The following is a 14763-nucleotide window of genomic DNA, read 5'->3' as shown; positions in this document are numbered from 1 at the left end:
CCGCGCCTGCCTGCTCGCTTGCCCGCGTTTCTCTCCTCCGCCGAGAGCGGGGTTAGTCATCCACGTAGGCACCTGCTAACTTTTCTTTGCATGTGCAGGAGGCGGCTATGAGCCCACCCGTGCCCACGGGCGACGAACTGGTGCGCGTACTGGCGACGCTGTCCAATCCACACCGGCTGCGCGTCGTCGCGGCACTCGCCGGGGGACGCAACTACGTCAGCCGGCTGGCAAGGGAGCTGGACATCAGCAGAGCGCTGCTCCAGGTCCATCTCAAGAAGCTCGAAGCGGCGGGTCTGGTGACCTCGCGGCTGGAGCTGTCGGAGGACGGGAAAGCCATGAAGTTCTACGAGGTGAACGCCTTCGCGGTGACTCTGACGCCGCAGGACATCGTCACCGCCGTACAGACGCTGACACCGGCCGACCAGAGGGACGAGAGAGACGAGAAGGGAGCCGCCCGATGAACGAACACGAGTGGCAGGAAGTCATCGGAGCCGTCGGACTGTTCGCGCTTCTGCTGATCGTGGTGACGCTGACCCTGTGGCACTTCACGGTCGGCCGCCGGGCCAGGGACGCGAGGGCCGAGAGGAGCGAGTACCGCCTGCTCGCCGCCGACGCCGTGGAAGGCCAGCGGCGTACGGAGAGGCAGCTCGCCGACCTCGGCAGACAGCTCACCGATCTGCAGAGCCGCACCGGATCGCTGGAACGGATTCTGAAGGACGTCGAGTAGCCGCGCCGTTCGCGTCGCGGAGAGAGAACGCGGAGAGAGAACCCCGGGCCGTCGAGCTGCAACTCGACGGCCCGGGCAGAGAAGGACGCTCCACCTCGCCGTACGGCGAGCTCCACAGGAACGACCCTCCGGATGAAGGAGAGCAGCTCATGCTGCGCCGAATCAAGTCAGAGCACGAACGCCATGAACGACGCGAAGGCCGCGACGGACGCCCCGAACACGCCGGGCCCCTTGGCAGCGACGGACGCCCCGACCGCCCCGACCGCGCCGACCGACCTGAACGCGCCGAACGCGCCGGGCTCGTCGAATCCGTGGCCACCTGGTCAGCCGGGCACCGTACGGCGGCCATCGCCGGCTGGCTGCTCCTGGTCGTGGTCGCCGTCATGTCCACCTCCCTCCTGCCCGGCGAGCAGGTCAACGCCACCGACCCCGGCGAGGCGGGCCGGGGCCAGCGGATGGTCTCCGAGCTGGACGCCGGTGACTCGATACGCGAGAACGTGATGATCCGCCCCCGGACCGCCGGTTCGGACCCCGCGGCAGGGCGCGCCGCCACCGAGGACCTGGTCGCGGCCCTGCGCGCGATGCCCGACGCCGTACGGGACATCGGCTCGCCCCTCGGCGCGCACGGCGGGCGCTGGGTCTCCGAGGACGGCACGGCCGACCTCGTCACCTTCGAAGTCCTCGGTCCGGACGCCGAGTTCCGGGACCACTTCGAGGCCGCGAGCGCCGCCGTGAAGAAGGTGGTGCGGGAACACACCGGGGCACGCGTCGACCAGGCGGGCGACTCCAGCCTCTCCTCGGCGGTCGACGACGGCATCAAGAAGGACATGAAGCGCGCCGAGACCACCTCGCTGCCGCTCACCGTCGCCATCCTGCTCGTCGTCTTCGGCTCGCTCGTCGCCGCCGGGATTCCGCTGCTGCTGGCGGCGACCGCCGTCGCGGGCGCGTTCGGGCTGCTGGACACGCTCGGCCGGTGGGTGCCGTTCAACAGCGCCTCGTCCGCGATCGTGCTGCTCGTCGGTATGGCCGTCGGTATCGACTACTCGCTGTTCCATCTGCGCCGGGTCCGGGAGGAGCGCGCGGCCGGGCGCCCGGTCCGGGAGGCGCTGCGGGTCGCTTCGCGCACCTCGGGGCACGCGGTCGTGGTGTCCGGTCTGACGGTGATGGTCTGTATGACGGGCCTGCTGTTCACCGGGGTGGATGTGTTCAAGGGGCTGACGCTCGGGACCGTTCTGGTGGTCGGTCTGGCGGTGCTCGGTTCCATGACGGCGCTGCCCGCGCTGGTGGCCGCCCTCGGGGACCGGGTCGATCTGGGCAGGATTCCGTGGCTGGGGCGGCGCCGTACGGCGGCGGGCCGGTCGCGGTTCTGGACGGCCGTGGCGGGGAAGGTCGTACGCCGCCCGCTGCTCACCGGCGGTACGGCGGCGCTCCTCCTGGCTCTGATGGCCCTGCCGGCGTTCGGGATGCATCTCCAGGACGCCACACAGATCCAGAGCCTGCCGCGCGGAGTCTCCGCCGCGGCGGACGCGGGCGCCCGGATGCAGCGGGTGTTCCCCGGCGCGGCCACCCCCGCGCGCGTGGTGGTGTCGGACGACAGCCCGGAGGTACGGGCGGCGGCGGAGGCGCTGCACGAGCAGGCGGCGCGGAGCGAGGGCGCGCTGCGTGAGCCGATCACGACCGTGCCGGTGGGCGGCGCGCTGGTGGTACGGGTGCCGCTGGCCGGGGCCGGTACGGATCGGGAGTCCGGGCGGGCCCTGGAGTTCCTGCGGGAGCGGGCGCTGCCCGCGACGGTGGGGGCGGTGAGGGGGACGGAGGTCGCCGTCGCGGGCCGGACAGCCATGCCGTACGACTTCACCCGGCAGGTGACGGCGCGGACGCCGGTGGTTTTCGCCTTCGTCCTCGTCCTGGCCTTCGTCCTGCTGGTCGTCGCCTTCCGCTCACTCGCCCTGCCGCTGGTGTCGATCGCGCTCAACCTGCTGTCGATCGGGGCGGCGTACGGGGTGCTCGTCGCGGTCTTCCAGGGCGGCCGGCTGGAGTCGCTGCTCGGCTTCAACGCCTATGGGGGTGTGGTGAGTTGGCTGCCGCTGTTCATGTTCGTCATCCTCTTCGGGCTGAGCATGGACTACCACATCTTCATCCTCAGCCGGATCCGGGAGCGGTGGGGTGATTCGCCGGGCGGGCCAGACGGCGACCGTGAGGCGATCGTCGGCGGCATCGCGGTCAGCGCGGGGGTGGTGACGAGCGCCGCCGCCATCATGGTCGGCGTCTTCTCGGTCTTCACGACGCTCTCGGCGATCGAGTACAAGATGCTCGGTACGGGGATGGCGGTGGCGATCCTCATCGACGCGACGGTGGTGCGGGGCGTACTGCTGCCGGCGGCGCTGGCGCTGCTGGGGGACCGGGCCTGGACGTTGCCGGGGCGGGAGGGGAGAGCGGGGCGCGGGGCCGATCGTCAGACGTACGGGGCGAGCACGACCCGCGCCTGATCGCGGGCGAGTCCCAGCGCGTCGGGGAAGATGGCCAGCCCGTGGGCGACGAGCGCTCCCTCGTGAAGGAGCATCAGCGCCCGGGCGAGGCGGTCGGCCGTCTCTGACGGGGCCGCCTCGCCCGGCGCCGTGATCTCGCGCGCGAGCGACGTGAACAGCTCCAGCATCCACGCCTTCTGACCGGCGATCAGCGCGTACGCCGGATGCTCCGGATCGTCGATCTCGGCGTGCGCGTTGACCATGGCGCACCCGCGCGAGCCGTTCGCCTCCGCCCAGGCGCGCGAGGCGTCGAAGACAGCGAGCACGTGCTCGGCCGGTGACGGGGGCGCGGCGGCCAGCCGTTCGTCGAGGAGCGTGCGCCAGCGCTCGTCACGGGCGGCCAGATACTCGACGACGATCTGCTCCTTCGAGCCGAACCGGTCGTAGAGCGTCTTCTTGGTGACCCCGGCCTCGGCGGCGATGCGGTCGACTCCGACGGCGTGGATCCCGTGCTCGTAGAACAGCCGCGACGCGGCGTCGAGGGCGCGTCGCGCGCCGGGGGTCACGACGATCCGGTGAGGGGGGCGGCGGGAGAGGGCGGCAGGCCGTTCCGGGGCGCCGTTCGGGCTCCCGTTCCTGTTCGTGGTCATGCAAAAAGTATACCGCTCTGTATAGTGAAGGGGTGAGTAAACAGATCGGTCTATCTGGCTGCCTTGTCATGGGTGGTGTCCTGCCGTGAATCTCCTGCTCTCCGTCGCCTTCGTCGTCTGCTGGAGCTCGGGTTTCATCGGCGCCAAGCTCGGCGCCGGCAGCGCCGACGCCGTCACCATCCTGATGTGGCGCTTCCTGCCGCTGGCACTGGTCCTCGGGACGGTGGCGGTCGTCCGCTCCCGCGCGGCCTGGCGGGGACTGACGGCGCGCGATCTGCTGCGGCAGTGCGTGATCGGCGCGCTGTCGCAGAGCGGCTACCTCCTCACCGTCTACTACGCGATCCAGCTCGGCGTCTCCAGCGGCACGACCGCCCTGATCGACGGGACCCAGCCACTCGTCGCGGGCGCGCTGGCCGGACCGCTGCTGCGGCAGTACGTCTCCGGGCGCCAGTGGCTGGGCCTCTGCCTCGGCGTGACGGGTGTGCTCGTCGTGACCTCGGCCGACGCCTCGGCCGCGCGGGGGGTGGCGTCGTGGGCGTACGCCGTGCCGTTCCTCGGCATGCTGTCGCTGGTCGCCGCCACATTCCTGGAGAGCCGCTCCCGGGGCGCGGTCGCCCCGTCCGTGGCGATGACGATCCACTGCGGCACGAGCGCCGTGGTCTTCACCCTCCTCGCGGCTGCCGCAGGCGCGGTGGTGCCGCCCGCCGATCCGTCGTTCTGGCTGGCGGTCGGCTGGCTGGTGGTTCTGGCGACCTTCGGCGGATACGGCCTGTACTGGCTGGTCCTGCGCCGTTCCGGGGTGCTGCGCGTGAACACCCTGATGTTCCTGATGGCGCCGGTCACGGCCGTATGGGGCGCGATCATGTTCGGCGAGCCCTTCGGCCCGCGGACAGCCCTCGGTCTCGCCGTCGCGCTGCTCGCGGTGGCGGTGGTACGAGGCGGGGCCGCCGGCGCGGCGGAGGGCGTCCAGGCCGAAGGTGCTTCGGCCGACGGCGCTTCGGGCGAAGGTGCCTCGAAGCAGGGCCGTACGGAGGCGGACTGCCGTACGGAAGTGGACCGGGGCGCGCAGCCGGACGGCCGCACGGAGGCGGGCGGAAACTCCGGTGACGTGCCGGGCCCGCGCGCCGACAATGGCACACGGTCCGGGCCGCGCGCTCCGCGCCGGCAGCCCCGATGACCACCACCGAGAGCAAGGAGCGACCCCCATGGCACGTCGCACGACCGTCCCCAGCCTCTTCCCGCCGCCCGGCTACGCGCACGCCGCCGTGGTCGAGACGGACAGGCGCCTGGCGTTCCTGGCCGGTTCCGTACCGCTCGACAAGGACGGCACGCTCGTCGGACCCGGCGACTTCGTCGTACAGACCGAGCAGGTCCTGGCCAACCTGGAGACAGCGCTGCACGCCGTCGGCAGCGATCTGGGCCGGGTGATATCCACCGACGTCTACGTCGTCGCGTCGGAGCCGGCGGACCTGACCCGCGTGTGGGACGTCGTCAACGCCTCGGGTCTCCGGACGGGGCCGCACACCTCCACGCTGCTCGGGGTCGCGTGCCTCGGCTACACGGGCCAGTTGGTGGAGATCACGGCGGTCGCGGAGGTCGCGGAGGTCGCGGCGGTCGCGGAAGGCGCGGCGGTCGCGGAAGGCGCGGCGGGGGCCGGCGAGGCCGGGGAAGGCACGGACGCCTTCGCACCCGCCGGAGCGACGGACCCGGTGAAGTGAGGGCCACCGCCCCTGTCGCCGTGGCCCCTGTCGCCCTGGCCGCCGCGGCCTCCCTCGCCCTGGCGGGCTGCTCGTCCGGCTCGGAGACCGGCTCCGCGCCCGACACCTCCGCGTACACCGACGGCAGTCGCGTCCCGACGATCGAGCAGGAGGAGGACATCCCCCAACTGCCCCTCGCCCGCTACGAGTTCAGCGACAGCGACACCAAGCGCACGACCCGGGCGCAGGCGAGTGTCGCCCGCCGCTGCATGGCGGACTTCGGCTTCACGGACTTCCCGCTCGACCCCGCGCTGCCCGGCTCGACGAACACCACGACCACCGCCATGGTGGCGGTGGCGATGTCGACCCCGTTCGGCGAACTCGACCTCGACGAGGCCCGTCGCTGGGGCTACGGCTGGGACCCGGAACTGTCCGACGCCGGGGCCGGGTTCGGGGGCAAGGACCGTGCGATGACGGACGCCGAATACCGCGTGTACTACAACGCCGACCGCACTCCCGGCTTCACGGTCAAGGGCCGCGAGGTCCCCGAGACCGGCTGCTACGGCAAGGCCTCCACCGGGCTCACCGACGGTGTCGAGGACGCCACCAGGATGTGGACGTACACCTCGCGCAGGGCGCTGGCGCTGTCGAAGACGGCAGCGAAGGACCCGGAGGTGGACAAGGCGCTCCGCACCTGGGCGACCTGCGTGGAGGACAAGGGCTTCGGGCCCTACGAGGACCGCGAGGCCGCCTTCAGGGACAAGGCGTGGCACCGGGGCGACGACGGCAACACCCGCCGTACGCGCCGGGAACGGGACACCGCCGTCGCCGACATCGAGTGCGCGCGCGAGCACAACACCGTCGGGGTGTGGTGGGCCGGCTCGGCGCGGAGCCAGTCGGCCGACATCCGGAGCCACCGGTCGGCGTACGAGGCGGTGCGGCGCGACCAGGATGTCGTACGGGCCAACGTCCGCCGCGTACTGGGAGATTGACCGAGGACCGGTTCGCGACGCGTGTGCGCAGGACTCTCAACCCTTGCCTCCCTGTCCGGGTCTCTTCCCGGGACGGCGGTCCCCGGGCAGGAGGAGCTGGCATGCGATCACGACGGCACAGGGCGCGTACGGGTGTGGTGGGGCTCGCGGTGGCGGCACTGGCCGCCACCGCGTTCACGGCGCCCGCCCAGGCGTCACCGGCCGGTGCGGGAGAGACGGCGGGCCGGCCCACCGGCCACGAGGAGACGCGCCGGGCGCTCGACGCCGTCGTGCGGGACGGCATTCCCGGGGTCACGAGCCAGGCGCGCACCGGGAACAGGGTCTGGAAGGGCGCGGCGGGCGTCGGCGATCTGAGAACGGGCGCGCCGCGCGGAGTCGACGACCGGTTCCGTATCGCCAGCATCACCAAGACGTTCGTGGCGACCGTCATGCTGCAACTGGAGTCGGAGGGACGGCTCGATCTCGACGACACGGTGGAGAAGTGGCTCCCGGGAGTGGTGCGGGGCCACGGCCACGACGGCCGGAGGATCACCGTACGGCAGTTGCTCAACCACACGAGCGGCGTCTTCGACTTCCTCAACGACCCGGCGTACGAGAAGAAGTACCTCGTCGACTTCCTGAAGAACCGCTATCTGACGAGGACTCCGCAGGAGGCGGTGGGCGCGGCGATGGCCAACGCGCCGACCTTCGCGCCGGGGACCGCGTACGCCTACTCCAACACCAACTACGTGCTCGCCGCGCTGATCATGGAGAAGGTGACGGGTAGGACCTACGAACACGAGGTCCGCACCCGGATCGTCGACCCGCTCGGACTGCGCGCCACCGTCCTGCCGGGCGACAGTTCGCTGATGCCGAGGCCGAGCGGCCGGGCGTACTCGAAACTGGGCGAGAGCGACGACGGGGCCCGGACCCACGACATCACCCGGCAGAACGCGTCCCAGACCTGGGCCGAGGGCGACATCATCTCCAGCGCGGGCGATCTGACCCGGTTCTTCGGCGCGCTCCTGCGCGGCGAACTGCTCGCCCCCGAGCAGCTGAAGGCGATGAAGACGACGGTCTTCGACTCCGGCAACGGCCTGGGCATCGAACAGCTCACGGCGAGCTGTGGGACCGAGCTGTGGGGACACGGCGGCGGCTGGGTCGGCTCGCTCTCCTACGCGGCGACGACCGAGGACGGCGGCCACTCGTTCGCCCTCAACCTCAACGGGGACTGGAACTCCGACGGTGTGGGGGCGGTGATGGAGGCCGAGTTCTGCGGCGCCGACGACTGAGACCTCCGCCGTCAGCCGGACGGGGCGACGAGTCCCGTCTCGTAGGCCAGGATGACGAGTTGGACCCGGTCGCGGGCGCCGAGCTTGGCCAGCAGACGGGTCAGATACGTCTTGGCGGTGGCGACGCTGATGGACAGCTCGGCCGCGATCTCGGTGTTGGACAGACCGCGGCCGACGAGGACCAGGACCTCGCGCTCCCGGTCGGTGATGCCGCTCACCGACCGCCGGGCCGGGGCGGACGCGGGGCGGCCCGCGAACTCCTTGATCAGACGGCGGGTGACGCCCGGCGCGATCAGGCCGTCGCCGCCGGCGACCACCCGGATCGCGGCGAGGATGTCGTCCAGGGCCATGTCCTTGACGAGGAAGCCGGCGGCACCGGCGCGCAGCGCCCCGTACACGTACTCGTCCTCGTCGAACGTCGTCAGGACGATCACATGCGTGGAGCCGGGACCGGCGGTGATCTGCTCGGTGGCCCGGATGCCGTCCGTGCCGGGCATACGGATGTCCATCACCACGACGTCGGGGGCGAGTTCGGCGGTGAGCCGTACGGCCTCCGCGCCTGTACCGGCCTCGCCGACGACATCGAGGTCGGGCGCGTCGGTGATGACCATGCGCAGCGCGGCGCGCACGAGGGGCTGATCGTCAACGAGCAGGACACGCACGGGAACGGGTCGGTCCTGGCCTCCGCCCGCCGGGAGCCGGCCGGTCACCGGACGCCGGTCGACAGGGTCGACGGCGGGGATGAGTGCGGGGCTGCCGCTGGCGGGGCTTCGGTCGGGGGAACTTCCACCGGCCGGGCCTCCGCCGCCGGGAGCCGGCCGGTCACCGGACCCTCGTCGGCATAGGGGAAGTGGGCCGGACCTCGGTCGGCGGGACTTCGGTCGGCCGGACCTCGGTCGGTGGGACTTCGGTCGGCGGGACTTCTGCCGGCCGGGCTTCCGTCGTCCGGACCCCCGACACCAGGGGTGACGTCGGCGGGGCCCCCGACGGCCGGACCTCCCTCGCCAGAGCCGACGTCGGCAGCCTGGCCGTAACCCGGAAGCCGCCCCCGGCGCGCGGTCCCGCCGCGAAGTCGCCGTGCAGTAGCGTCACGCGCTCGCGCATGCCGACCAGCCCCCAGCCCGTGCCCGTCGCGCCCCGTCGGCAACCGTGGCCGTCGTCCGTGATCTCGACCGACAGCTCCGTCGCCCGGCGGTCGACCGTGACGTGGCAGGAGGGGGTGCCCGCGTGGCGTACGACGTTGGTGACCGCCTCCTGGACGATGCGGTACGCCGAGATGTCGATCTCCGGGGGGAGCGGGCGGGGTTCGCCCAGCCACCGCACATCGACACGGACCCCGGCGGCGGTCGTGGTCGCGGCCAGCCGGTCGACGTCGGCGAGACCGGGCGCGGGGGCGAGGCCTCCCGGTCCGGGGTCCGCCGGCGAGGCGTCACCGGACGCGTGCCCGAGCCCCTCCGCGAACCTCGCGGACTCCGGCTCCGCCTGCCGCAGCGCGCCGAGCATCCGCCGCAGCCCCGCCAGCGTCTCGCGCCCCGCCGCCTCGATGCTGCTCAGTGCCTCGCGCGCCGCGACCGGCTGGGTCTCGATGACGCGCGCCGCCGCTCCCGCCTGGAGGGCGATGATGCCCATGCTGTGCGCGACCGTGTCGTGCATCTCCCGGGCGATCCGCAGCCGTTCGGCGGTGACCGCCTGCGCCGCCGCCTGGACGCGGGACTTCTCCGCGTACTCCCGTGACTGGTGCGTCGAGTTGCCGATGAGCCAGGCGATGACCACCGTCATCGCCACCGCCATCTCCGCCGACGTGCCCACGTTCCACCCGCTCAGCACCCGGACGCTCAGATAGCCCACCAGTGTGCCGAGCGCCATGGCGACCGCGGCGAGTCCCGTCCCGCGCGGCCGGGTCGACGCCACGAAGAACAGCGCCACATCGACCGCCAGGAACTGCGCGAGCGGGATCTCCCCCACACTCAGCGGCGTCGTTCCGAGGACGGAGGCGCCCAGCAGGAGGCCCATCGACCAGAGCGGGCGGTCGGACACCCGCCGGGCGCCCGCCATCGCCATGACCGTGGCGAGGGCGAGCATGATCAACCCGTCCCACCGGAAGATGAGGACACCCGCCACCACCGCGGGGACCTCCTCGCCGGGCAGCCTGAACCGGATCAGGAAGGTGAACACCGCGCCCGCCGCCCACGCGAGGGCGACCCAGACGCTCGGCTGTACCCGCTTGAGCAGGGGCATCGGCGGCATGGGATGCATACGCCGATCGTAACGACGCGGGCCCGGCCGGTCGTCGGACCGTGGTTGTACACCCCTGGCCGACAGCCGCCGACGGGATTGTCGGCGCCGGTCCGACGACACGCGCGGAGCTGGCCGCCACCGTTGGACGGGTGATCGAAGTCAACGAACTGACCAAACGCTACGGCGGGACCACCGCCGTGAAGGACCTCAGTTTCACCGTCCGGCCCGGCCTCGTCACCGGGTTCCTCGGACCCAACGGAGCGGGGAAGAGCACCACTCTGCGGATGATCCTCGGCCTGAACGAGCCCAGCTCCGGATCGGTCACGGTCGCCGGCCGTCCGTTCCGGAACCGCCCGCGCGGGCTGCGGCACGTGGGCGCGCTGCTCGACGCGGGCGACGTGCACGGCGGGCGCACCGCCGCCGCGCACCTCGCGGCGCTGGCCCGCAGCAACCGCATCCCGCGCGCGCGGGTGGACGAGACGCTGCGGGAGGTCGGGCTCACCGGCGCCGCGCGCCGCCGTATCGGCGGGTTCTCGCTCGGCATGAAGCAGCGGCTCGGTATCGCGGGCACGCTGCTCGGCGATCCGCCGGTGCTGCTGTTCGACGAGCCGCTGAACGGTCTCGACCCGGAGGGGGTGAAGTGGGTACGGGGGCTGTTCCGGCGGCTGGCCCGCGAGGGGCGCACGGTGTTCGTCTCCAGCCATCTGATGACGGAGATGGAGAGCACGGCGGACGAACTGGTCGTCATCGGCCGCGGTGAGCTGATCGCGGCGGAGAGCCTGGCGGACTTCGCTGCGCGTGGGACGCGGCCGAGCGTGAGCGTGCGGACCCGGCAGGGCGTCGAGCTGACGGAGCTGCTGACGGCGGAGGGCGCGGACGTACGAGTGGTGGACGGCGACGGGCAGGGCGAGCGGCTCTCCGTAACCGGACTGAGCAGCGGGCGCGTCGCCGAGATCGCCTTCCAACACCGCATCCTGCTGGGCGAGTTGACCACCGACCGGTCCTCCCTGGAGGAGGCGTTCATGGAACTCACCGCGGACAGCGTCGAGTACGGCGCGAAGGCACCCGGAGCCCCCAGGGGCGCGGAAGAACCAGGAGCCGCGCGAGGTGCGGAAGAGCCAGGAGCCACCCGAGGCGCGAAAGAGCGAGGAGCCGCCCGATGACCGCCACCGCCGTCGCCGAACCCCCCGCCCGTTTCTCCGATCTCCTCGCGTCCGAGTGGCTCAAACTGTGGTCCCTGCGCTCGACGGTCTGGTCGTACGTGCTCGCGACGCTCGTCGTCGTCGGCTTCAACGCGGGCGCCGCCTACGACCGTTACCGCCACTGGACCGACAACAACACGGCCGACCGCGCGAGTTTCGTCGCCGACGGGATCGCGCTCATGTACGCGTTCACCACCAACGCCGGCACGATCATGATGCTCGCCGCCGGTGCCATCGGGGCGGTCGCGATCACCGGTGAGTACAGCACCGGCCTGATCCGCACGACCTTCGCCGCCGTCCCCGCACGGCGCGGGGTGATGGCGGCGAAGGTGTGCGTGCTCGCGACGGTGATGACGGTGTACGGGGCGGTGACCGCCGCCGTCTCGTTCTGGCTCTCCCAGGCGATCCTGGCCGGCCACGACGCGGGTGTGTCCATCGCCGACCCCGGCTCGCTGCGGGTGGTCGTGGCATCGGCGCTGCTCGCACCCGTGTGCGGGCTCGTCGGCATGGCTCTCGGGGCGGTTCTGCGGCACGGCGGGACGAGCGTGGTCTCGGCCGTGGCGGTGCTGCTGGTCGTGCCGCTCGTCCTCACCGACGACCGCCACTGGGCGGCCGTCCTGGACCACGCGCAGGTCAGCGGCGCGTGGATGCGTCTGGTCGATGTCCGCTACGACGCCGGCGGGCCCGGCGTCCCGTTCCCCTGGACGATGGGCGGGGCATGGACGGTGTTCGCGCTCTGGGCAGTGGGGGCGGCGGTCGTGACGGTGCTCGCGACGCACCGCCGCGACCAGTGAGGGGCGGCCGGTGACTACGGCGGTGGCCGGGGTCAGACGGTCTTGACGGCGCCCCCGTCGATCAGGTGGTCCGCCCCGGTGGTGCTGCCCGCGAGGGGCGAGGCGAGATAGGCGACGAGGGTGGCGACCTCGGCGGGCCGGATGAGACGACCCGTCAGCATCCCCATGGCGGCAGGGAGTTGGGCCAGGAGCTGTGCCTGCTCCACACCCATGGTGCGGGCGAGCTCGGCACCGTATCCCTCGGGGCTCTCCCACATGTCCGTACGGACGGGGCCGGGCGAGACGGTGTTGACCCGCACCCCGAGCGGACCGAACTCCTCTGCCAGCGCCTTGCCGAACGCGGTCAGCGCCGCCTTGGCCGTCGTGTACGTGACGGGGCCCGCGTGCGGCGTACGGGCGCCGTTGGACGAGATGTTGACGACGGCGCCGCGACGCTCGACGACATGGGGGAGCGCGGCGCGGGTGGTACGTACGGCGGCGAGGAAGTTCAGGTCGAACACCTGCTGCCACATCTCCTCGGTGAAGGTGAGGAAGCCACCGGCGTGACCCTCCACGCTGTCACCGCCCCCGACGTTGTTGACCAGCACGTCGATGCCGGACAGCTCGGCCACGGCCTGCTCCACGAGCCGCGCCGGGCCGTCGGGCGTGGAGAGGTCGACCGCTATCCCGACGGCGCCCGTGGCCTTGAGCTCGGGGGTGATCTTCCGGGCGGCGCCCACGACCCGCATGCCCTCGTCGACGAGCGCGGCGACCGTGGCCAGCCCGATCCCGCGGCTCGCACCGGTGACGACGGCCGTCCTGCCGGCCAGTTGCAGATCCATTGCATACTCCGATGCTCGGAAAGATGAGTCTCTGGCGATGCGAAAAGGCTAGTACTTGCAACACTGATGTTGCAAGTATCGTGCGAATGGCAACACGGCGTAGGCTTTCCCTCATGGCCGATCAGAAGAGGCAGAAGCCCCTGCGGGCGGACGCGGAGCGGACCGTGCAGACGATCCTGACCGCCGCCGAGCGCGTGCTGAGCGCCAATCCGGCGGCGACGATGGAGCAGATCGCGGAGGCGGCGGGGGTCGCCCGTACGACGGTCCACCGGCGTTTCGCGACCCGCGAGGCCCTGGTCGACGCGCTGAGCGAGTGGGCGACGCGGCAGTTCCACGACGCGGTGGTGGGCGCCCCGGTGACGGCCCCGCCGCTGGTCACCCTCTACCAGGTGACCGCCAACGTCCTTCGCGTGAAGATCGGTTGGGGCTTCGCGATGAGCCGCAGGACACCCCAGGACCCGGAGGTGGCACAGGTCCACGCCGACGTACTGGAGCGCTGCGACACCCTGTTCCTACGAGCGAGGGAGGCCGGCGTCCTGCGCCCGGACGCCGACCTGCTCTGGGTCCGCCAGGTCTACTACGCCCTGATCCACGAGGCGGCCCAGAACCGAGCGGACGACCTGACGGCCTCACCGAACGCCGAAGTCGACACCCTGGCAACCCAGGTGGTCGACACCCTGCTCCACGGCCTGGGCGGCCCCGGAGCCTCGGGCTCCACCCTGACCCACCCCTGACCGCGTCCCCCCCACGAAAACCGCCCGCACCCGGTCCGTCGTGCGGGCCGGGTGCGGGCGGTTGTGAGTCCGGATAAGAGCTGACCTGGGGTCAGGCCTTCTTGGTCTCCTGGTAGTGGGGCGGGCTGCTGCAGGCCATCCATCACGTTCCGGGCCCTACCCGTGACCGGACGGCACCGTGAACCGAGCATCACGCCGCAACGCCGAAGGATCGGCCAACACCCTAGTCGGCCGATTGCCCTGCGTGGCGCCAGGCAGTCGGCCTGGGGACGAAGCGCACCACGACCTGGTTTGAACATCGCGCTTGCTGGAACGCCGGACGGGTATCGCGCCCCGGTCGTAGGCTCTCGGATGAATCGCGGATCTTGCAACCGATTGTGTTTGTGGTTGCTCTGCGCAGGCGCGCTGCGCTTACGTCCCGCAGGAAGTCGATGTTTCGGATTTAGGGGGTGCGCATGGCACTGATAAAGAGGCTCGTGTGTCTGGCGAATTCGCGTAAGCTTTCGGGCCGCTGCGTGGCAGGAATGGTATGGGGCGATTCGGGAGAGTGGGTACGCCCGGTTAGTTCCCGCCTGACCCGCGAAGTCTCAGATCGCGAAAGGCAGTATGAAGACGGAACGGAGCCGAAGGTTCTCGATATTATCGCGGTGCCGCTTGTCCGACCTCAGTCGAACGAATTTCAGAGTGAGAATTGGCTCCTTGATCCCGCTTACTATTGGAGGAAGACCGGAAGGGTCGGGTGGAGGCGATTACTGAGACTGGAACAGCGTCCCAGTGCACTGTGGATCAACGGGTTCAGTACCTATCACGGAAATGATGACCGCCTTCCGATTGAACAAGCAGTCACTCTGTCTGACTCGCTCAAGCTGATACGCATCGCCAATCTGAAGTTACAAGTGCACGTCCCTGGGGCGGCGTTCGGAGATCAGAAGCGTGCCCTGCGTGCCCACTTCTCCTATGCGAGACATGGGCATATACTCAAGGTGACCGATCCCATATATGAGCAGGAATACCTGGCTAAGCCGGAAGGGATGTACGAACTTGGTGAATCATTCCTTACGGTGAGCCTCGGTGAACCGTACGAAGGCTATGTCTATAAATTAGTGGCAGCCATTATCGAGCGAGCGAAGGTTCAAACAGGTAGCAGGCTATGACGCCCCGTACAGTATTCA

At 71.0% G+C, this 14763-nt stretch carries 15 protein-coding genes; 11 read left to right on the top strand and 4 right to left on the bottom strand.

All coding sequences use genetic code 11. From position 1 onward, the window contains the following. Positions 1-107 precede the first annotated feature (107 nt). The 3 genes from ACFWU9_RS32955 to ACFWU9_RS32945 all read left to right on the top strand — a co-directional run bounded on the left by ACFWU9_RS32955 (position 108) and on the right by ACFWU9_RS32945 (position 3213). Positions 108-461 carry an ArsR/SmtB family transcription factor gene (locus ACFWU9_RS32955; protein ID WP_384324749.1) on the top strand — a complete coding sequence of 118 codons (354 nt, stop codon included), beginning with the start codon at positions 108-110 and terminating at the stop codon, positions 459-461. Then, on the top strand, positions 458-727 hold the full coding sequence (locus ACFWU9_RS32950) for a hypothetical protein (protein ID WP_384324748.1): 270 nt from the start codon (positions 458-460) through the stop codon (positions 725-727). The genes ACFWU9_RS32955 and ACFWU9_RS32950 overlap by 4 nt, the downstream gene beginning before the upstream one ends. A 149-nt stretch (positions 728-876) precedes the next feature. Continuing rightward, on the top strand, positions 877-3213 hold the full coding sequence (locus ACFWU9_RS32945; protein ID WP_384324747.1) for an MMPL family transporter: 2337 nt from the start codon (positions 877-879) through the stop codon (positions 3211-3213). Here ACFWU9_RS32945 and ACFWU9_RS32940 read toward each other — a convergent pair. Further along, positions 3180-3758 carry a TetR/AcrR family transcriptional regulator gene (locus tag ACFWU9_RS32940; RefSeq protein ID WP_384324765.1) on the bottom strand — a complete coding sequence of 193 codons (579 nt, stop codon included), beginning with the start codon at positions 3756-3758 and terminating at the stop codon, positions 3180-3182. The genes ACFWU9_RS32945 and ACFWU9_RS32940 overlap by 34 nt on opposite strands. A 169-nt stretch (positions 3759-3927) precedes the next feature. Here ACFWU9_RS32940 and ACFWU9_RS32935 point away from each other — a divergent pair, with 169 nt between their 5' ends. The 4 genes from ACFWU9_RS32935 (at position 3928) to ACFWU9_RS32920 (ending at position 7802) form a co-directional block, all read left to right on the top strand. Further along, positions 3928-5019: a DMT family transporter gene (locus ACFWU9_RS32935; protein ID WP_384324746.1), complete on the top strand. Its 1092-nt coding sequence runs from the start codon at positions 3928-3930 to the stop codon at positions 5017-5019. Positions 5020-5047: 28 nt separating this feature from the next. Beyond that, the gene (locus ACFWU9_RS32930) at positions 5048-5560 is read left to right on the top strand and encodes a RidA family protein (protein ID WP_384324745.1); all 513 of its coding nucleotides are present in this window, start codon (positions 5048-5050) and stop codon (positions 5558-5560) included. A 20-nt stretch (positions 5561-5580) separates the two neighbouring features. Then, positions 5581-6531: a hypothetical protein gene (locus ACFWU9_RS32925; RefSeq protein WP_384324744.1), complete on the top strand. Its 951-nt coding sequence runs from the start codon at positions 5581-5583 to the stop codon at positions 6529-6531. 101 nt (positions 6532-6632) lie between these two features. Next, positions 6633-7802 carry a serine hydrolase domain-containing protein gene (locus tag ACFWU9_RS32920; protein WP_384324743.1) on the top strand — a complete coding sequence of 390 codons (1170 nt, stop codon included), beginning with the start codon at positions 6633-6635 and terminating at the stop codon, positions 7800-7802. Between the two features lie 11 nt (positions 7803-7813). On the opposite strand, the gene ACFWU9_RS32915 is transcribed toward ACFWU9_RS32920, so the two are convergent. Beyond that, a complete protein-coding gene (locus ACFWU9_RS32915; RefSeq protein ID WP_384324742.1) occupies positions 7814-8464 on the bottom strand; it encodes a response regulator in 651 nt (216 codons plus the stop codon). Between the two features lie 160 nt (positions 8465-8624). Further along, positions 8625-10058 (bottom strand): sensor histidine kinase, encoded by a 1434-nt coding sequence (locus tag ACFWU9_RS32910; RefSeq protein ID WP_384324741.1) that lies wholly within the window; start codon positions 10056-10058, stop codon positions 8625-8627. Between the two features lie 131 nt (positions 10059-10189). Here ACFWU9_RS32910 and ACFWU9_RS32905 point away from each other — a divergent pair, with 131 nt between their 5' ends. Together ACFWU9_RS32905 and ACFWU9_RS32900 are read left to right on the top strand one after the other, a co-directional pair. Then, positions 10190-11203 carry an ABC transporter ATP-binding protein gene (locus ACFWU9_RS32905; protein WP_384324740.1) on the top strand — a complete coding sequence of 338 codons (1014 nt, stop codon included), beginning with the start codon at positions 10190-10192 and terminating at the stop codon, positions 11201-11203. After that, positions 11200-12036 carry an ABC transporter permease gene (locus ACFWU9_RS32900; protein ID WP_384324739.1) on the top strand — a complete coding sequence of 279 codons (837 nt, stop codon included), beginning with the start codon at positions 11200-11202 and terminating at the stop codon, positions 12034-12036. Before ACFWU9_RS32905 ends, ACFWU9_RS32900 begins: the two co-directional genes overlap by 4 nt. A 32-nt stretch (positions 12037-12068) precedes the next feature. On the opposite strand, the gene ACFWU9_RS32895 is transcribed toward ACFWU9_RS32900, so the two are convergent. After that, positions 12069-12857, bottom strand: a complete 789-nt coding sequence (locus ACFWU9_RS32895) for an SDR family oxidoreductase (protein ID WP_384324738.1) — start codon at positions 12855-12857, stop codon at positions 12069-12071. Positions 12858-12970: 113 nt separating this feature from the next. Between ACFWU9_RS32895 and ACFWU9_RS32890 the strand changes: the two genes are divergently transcribed. Both ACFWU9_RS32890 and ACFWU9_RS32885 read left to right on the top strand, forming a co-directional pair. Further along, positions 12971-13591 carry a TetR/AcrR family transcriptional regulator gene (locus tag ACFWU9_RS32890; protein ID WP_384324737.1) on the top strand — a complete coding sequence of 207 codons (621 nt, stop codon included), beginning with the start codon at positions 12971-12973 and terminating at the stop codon, positions 13589-13591. A gap of 455 nt (positions 13592-14046) precedes the next feature. Continuing rightward, the gene (locus ACFWU9_RS32885) at positions 14047-14745 is read left to right on the top strand and encodes a hypothetical protein (protein ID WP_384324736.1); all 699 of its coding nucleotides are present in this window, start codon (positions 14047-14049) and stop codon (positions 14743-14745) included. Positions 14746-14763 lie beyond the last annotated feature (18 nt).

The organism is Streptomyces sp. NPDC058653 (genome assembly GCF_042716895.1).
Classification (GTDB): domain Bacteria; phylum Actinomycetota; class Actinomycetes; order Streptomycetales; family Streptomycetaceae; genus Streptomyces.
This window is presented reverse-complemented; position numbering and strand designations above follow the sequence as displayed.

What these genes read in the sequence shown, in the direction of transcription:
- ACFWU9_RS32955 (WP_384324749.1), top strand. Translation starts at nt 108, where the DNA reads ATGAGCCCACCCGTGCCCACGGGCGACGAACTGGTGCGCGTACTGGCG.
- ACFWU9_RS32950 (WP_384324748.1), top strand. Translation starts at nt 458, where the DNA reads ATGAACGAACACGAGTGGCAGGAAGTCATCGGAGCCGTCGGACTGTTC.
- ACFWU9_RS32945 (WP_384324747.1), top strand. Translation starts at nt 877, where the DNA reads ATGCTGCGCCGAATCAAGTCAGAGCACGAACGCCATGAACGACGCGAA.
- ACFWU9_RS32930 (WP_384324745.1), top strand. Translation starts at nt 5,048, where the DNA reads ATGGCACGTCGCACGACCGTCCCCAGCCTCTTCCCGCCGCCCGGCTAC.
- ACFWU9_RS32920 (WP_384324743.1), top strand. Translation starts at nt 6,633, where the DNA reads ATGCGATCACGACGGCACAGGGCGCGTACGGGTGTGGTGGGGCTCGCG.
- ACFWU9_RS32910 (WP_384324741.1), bottom strand. Translation starts at nt 10,058, where the DNA reads ATGCATCCCATGCCGCCGATGCCCCTGCTCAAGCGGGTACAGCCGAGC.
- ACFWU9_RS32900 (WP_384324739.1), top strand. Translation starts at nt 11,200, where the DNA reads ATGACCGCCACCGCCGTCGCCGAACCCCCCGCCCGTTTCTCCGATCTC.
- ACFWU9_RS32895 (WP_384324738.1), bottom strand. Translation starts at nt 12,857, where the DNA reads ATGGATCTGCAACTGGCCGGCAGGACGGCCGTCGTCACCGGTGCGAGC.
- ACFWU9_RS32890 (WP_384324737.1), top strand. Translation starts at nt 12,971, where the DNA reads ATGGCCGATCAGAAGAGGCAGAAGCCCCTGCGGGCGGACGCGGAGCGG.
- ACFWU9_RS32885 (WP_384324736.1), top strand. Translation starts at nt 14,047, where the DNA reads ATGGCACTGATAAAGAGGCTCGTGTGTCTGGCGAATTCGCGTAAGCTT.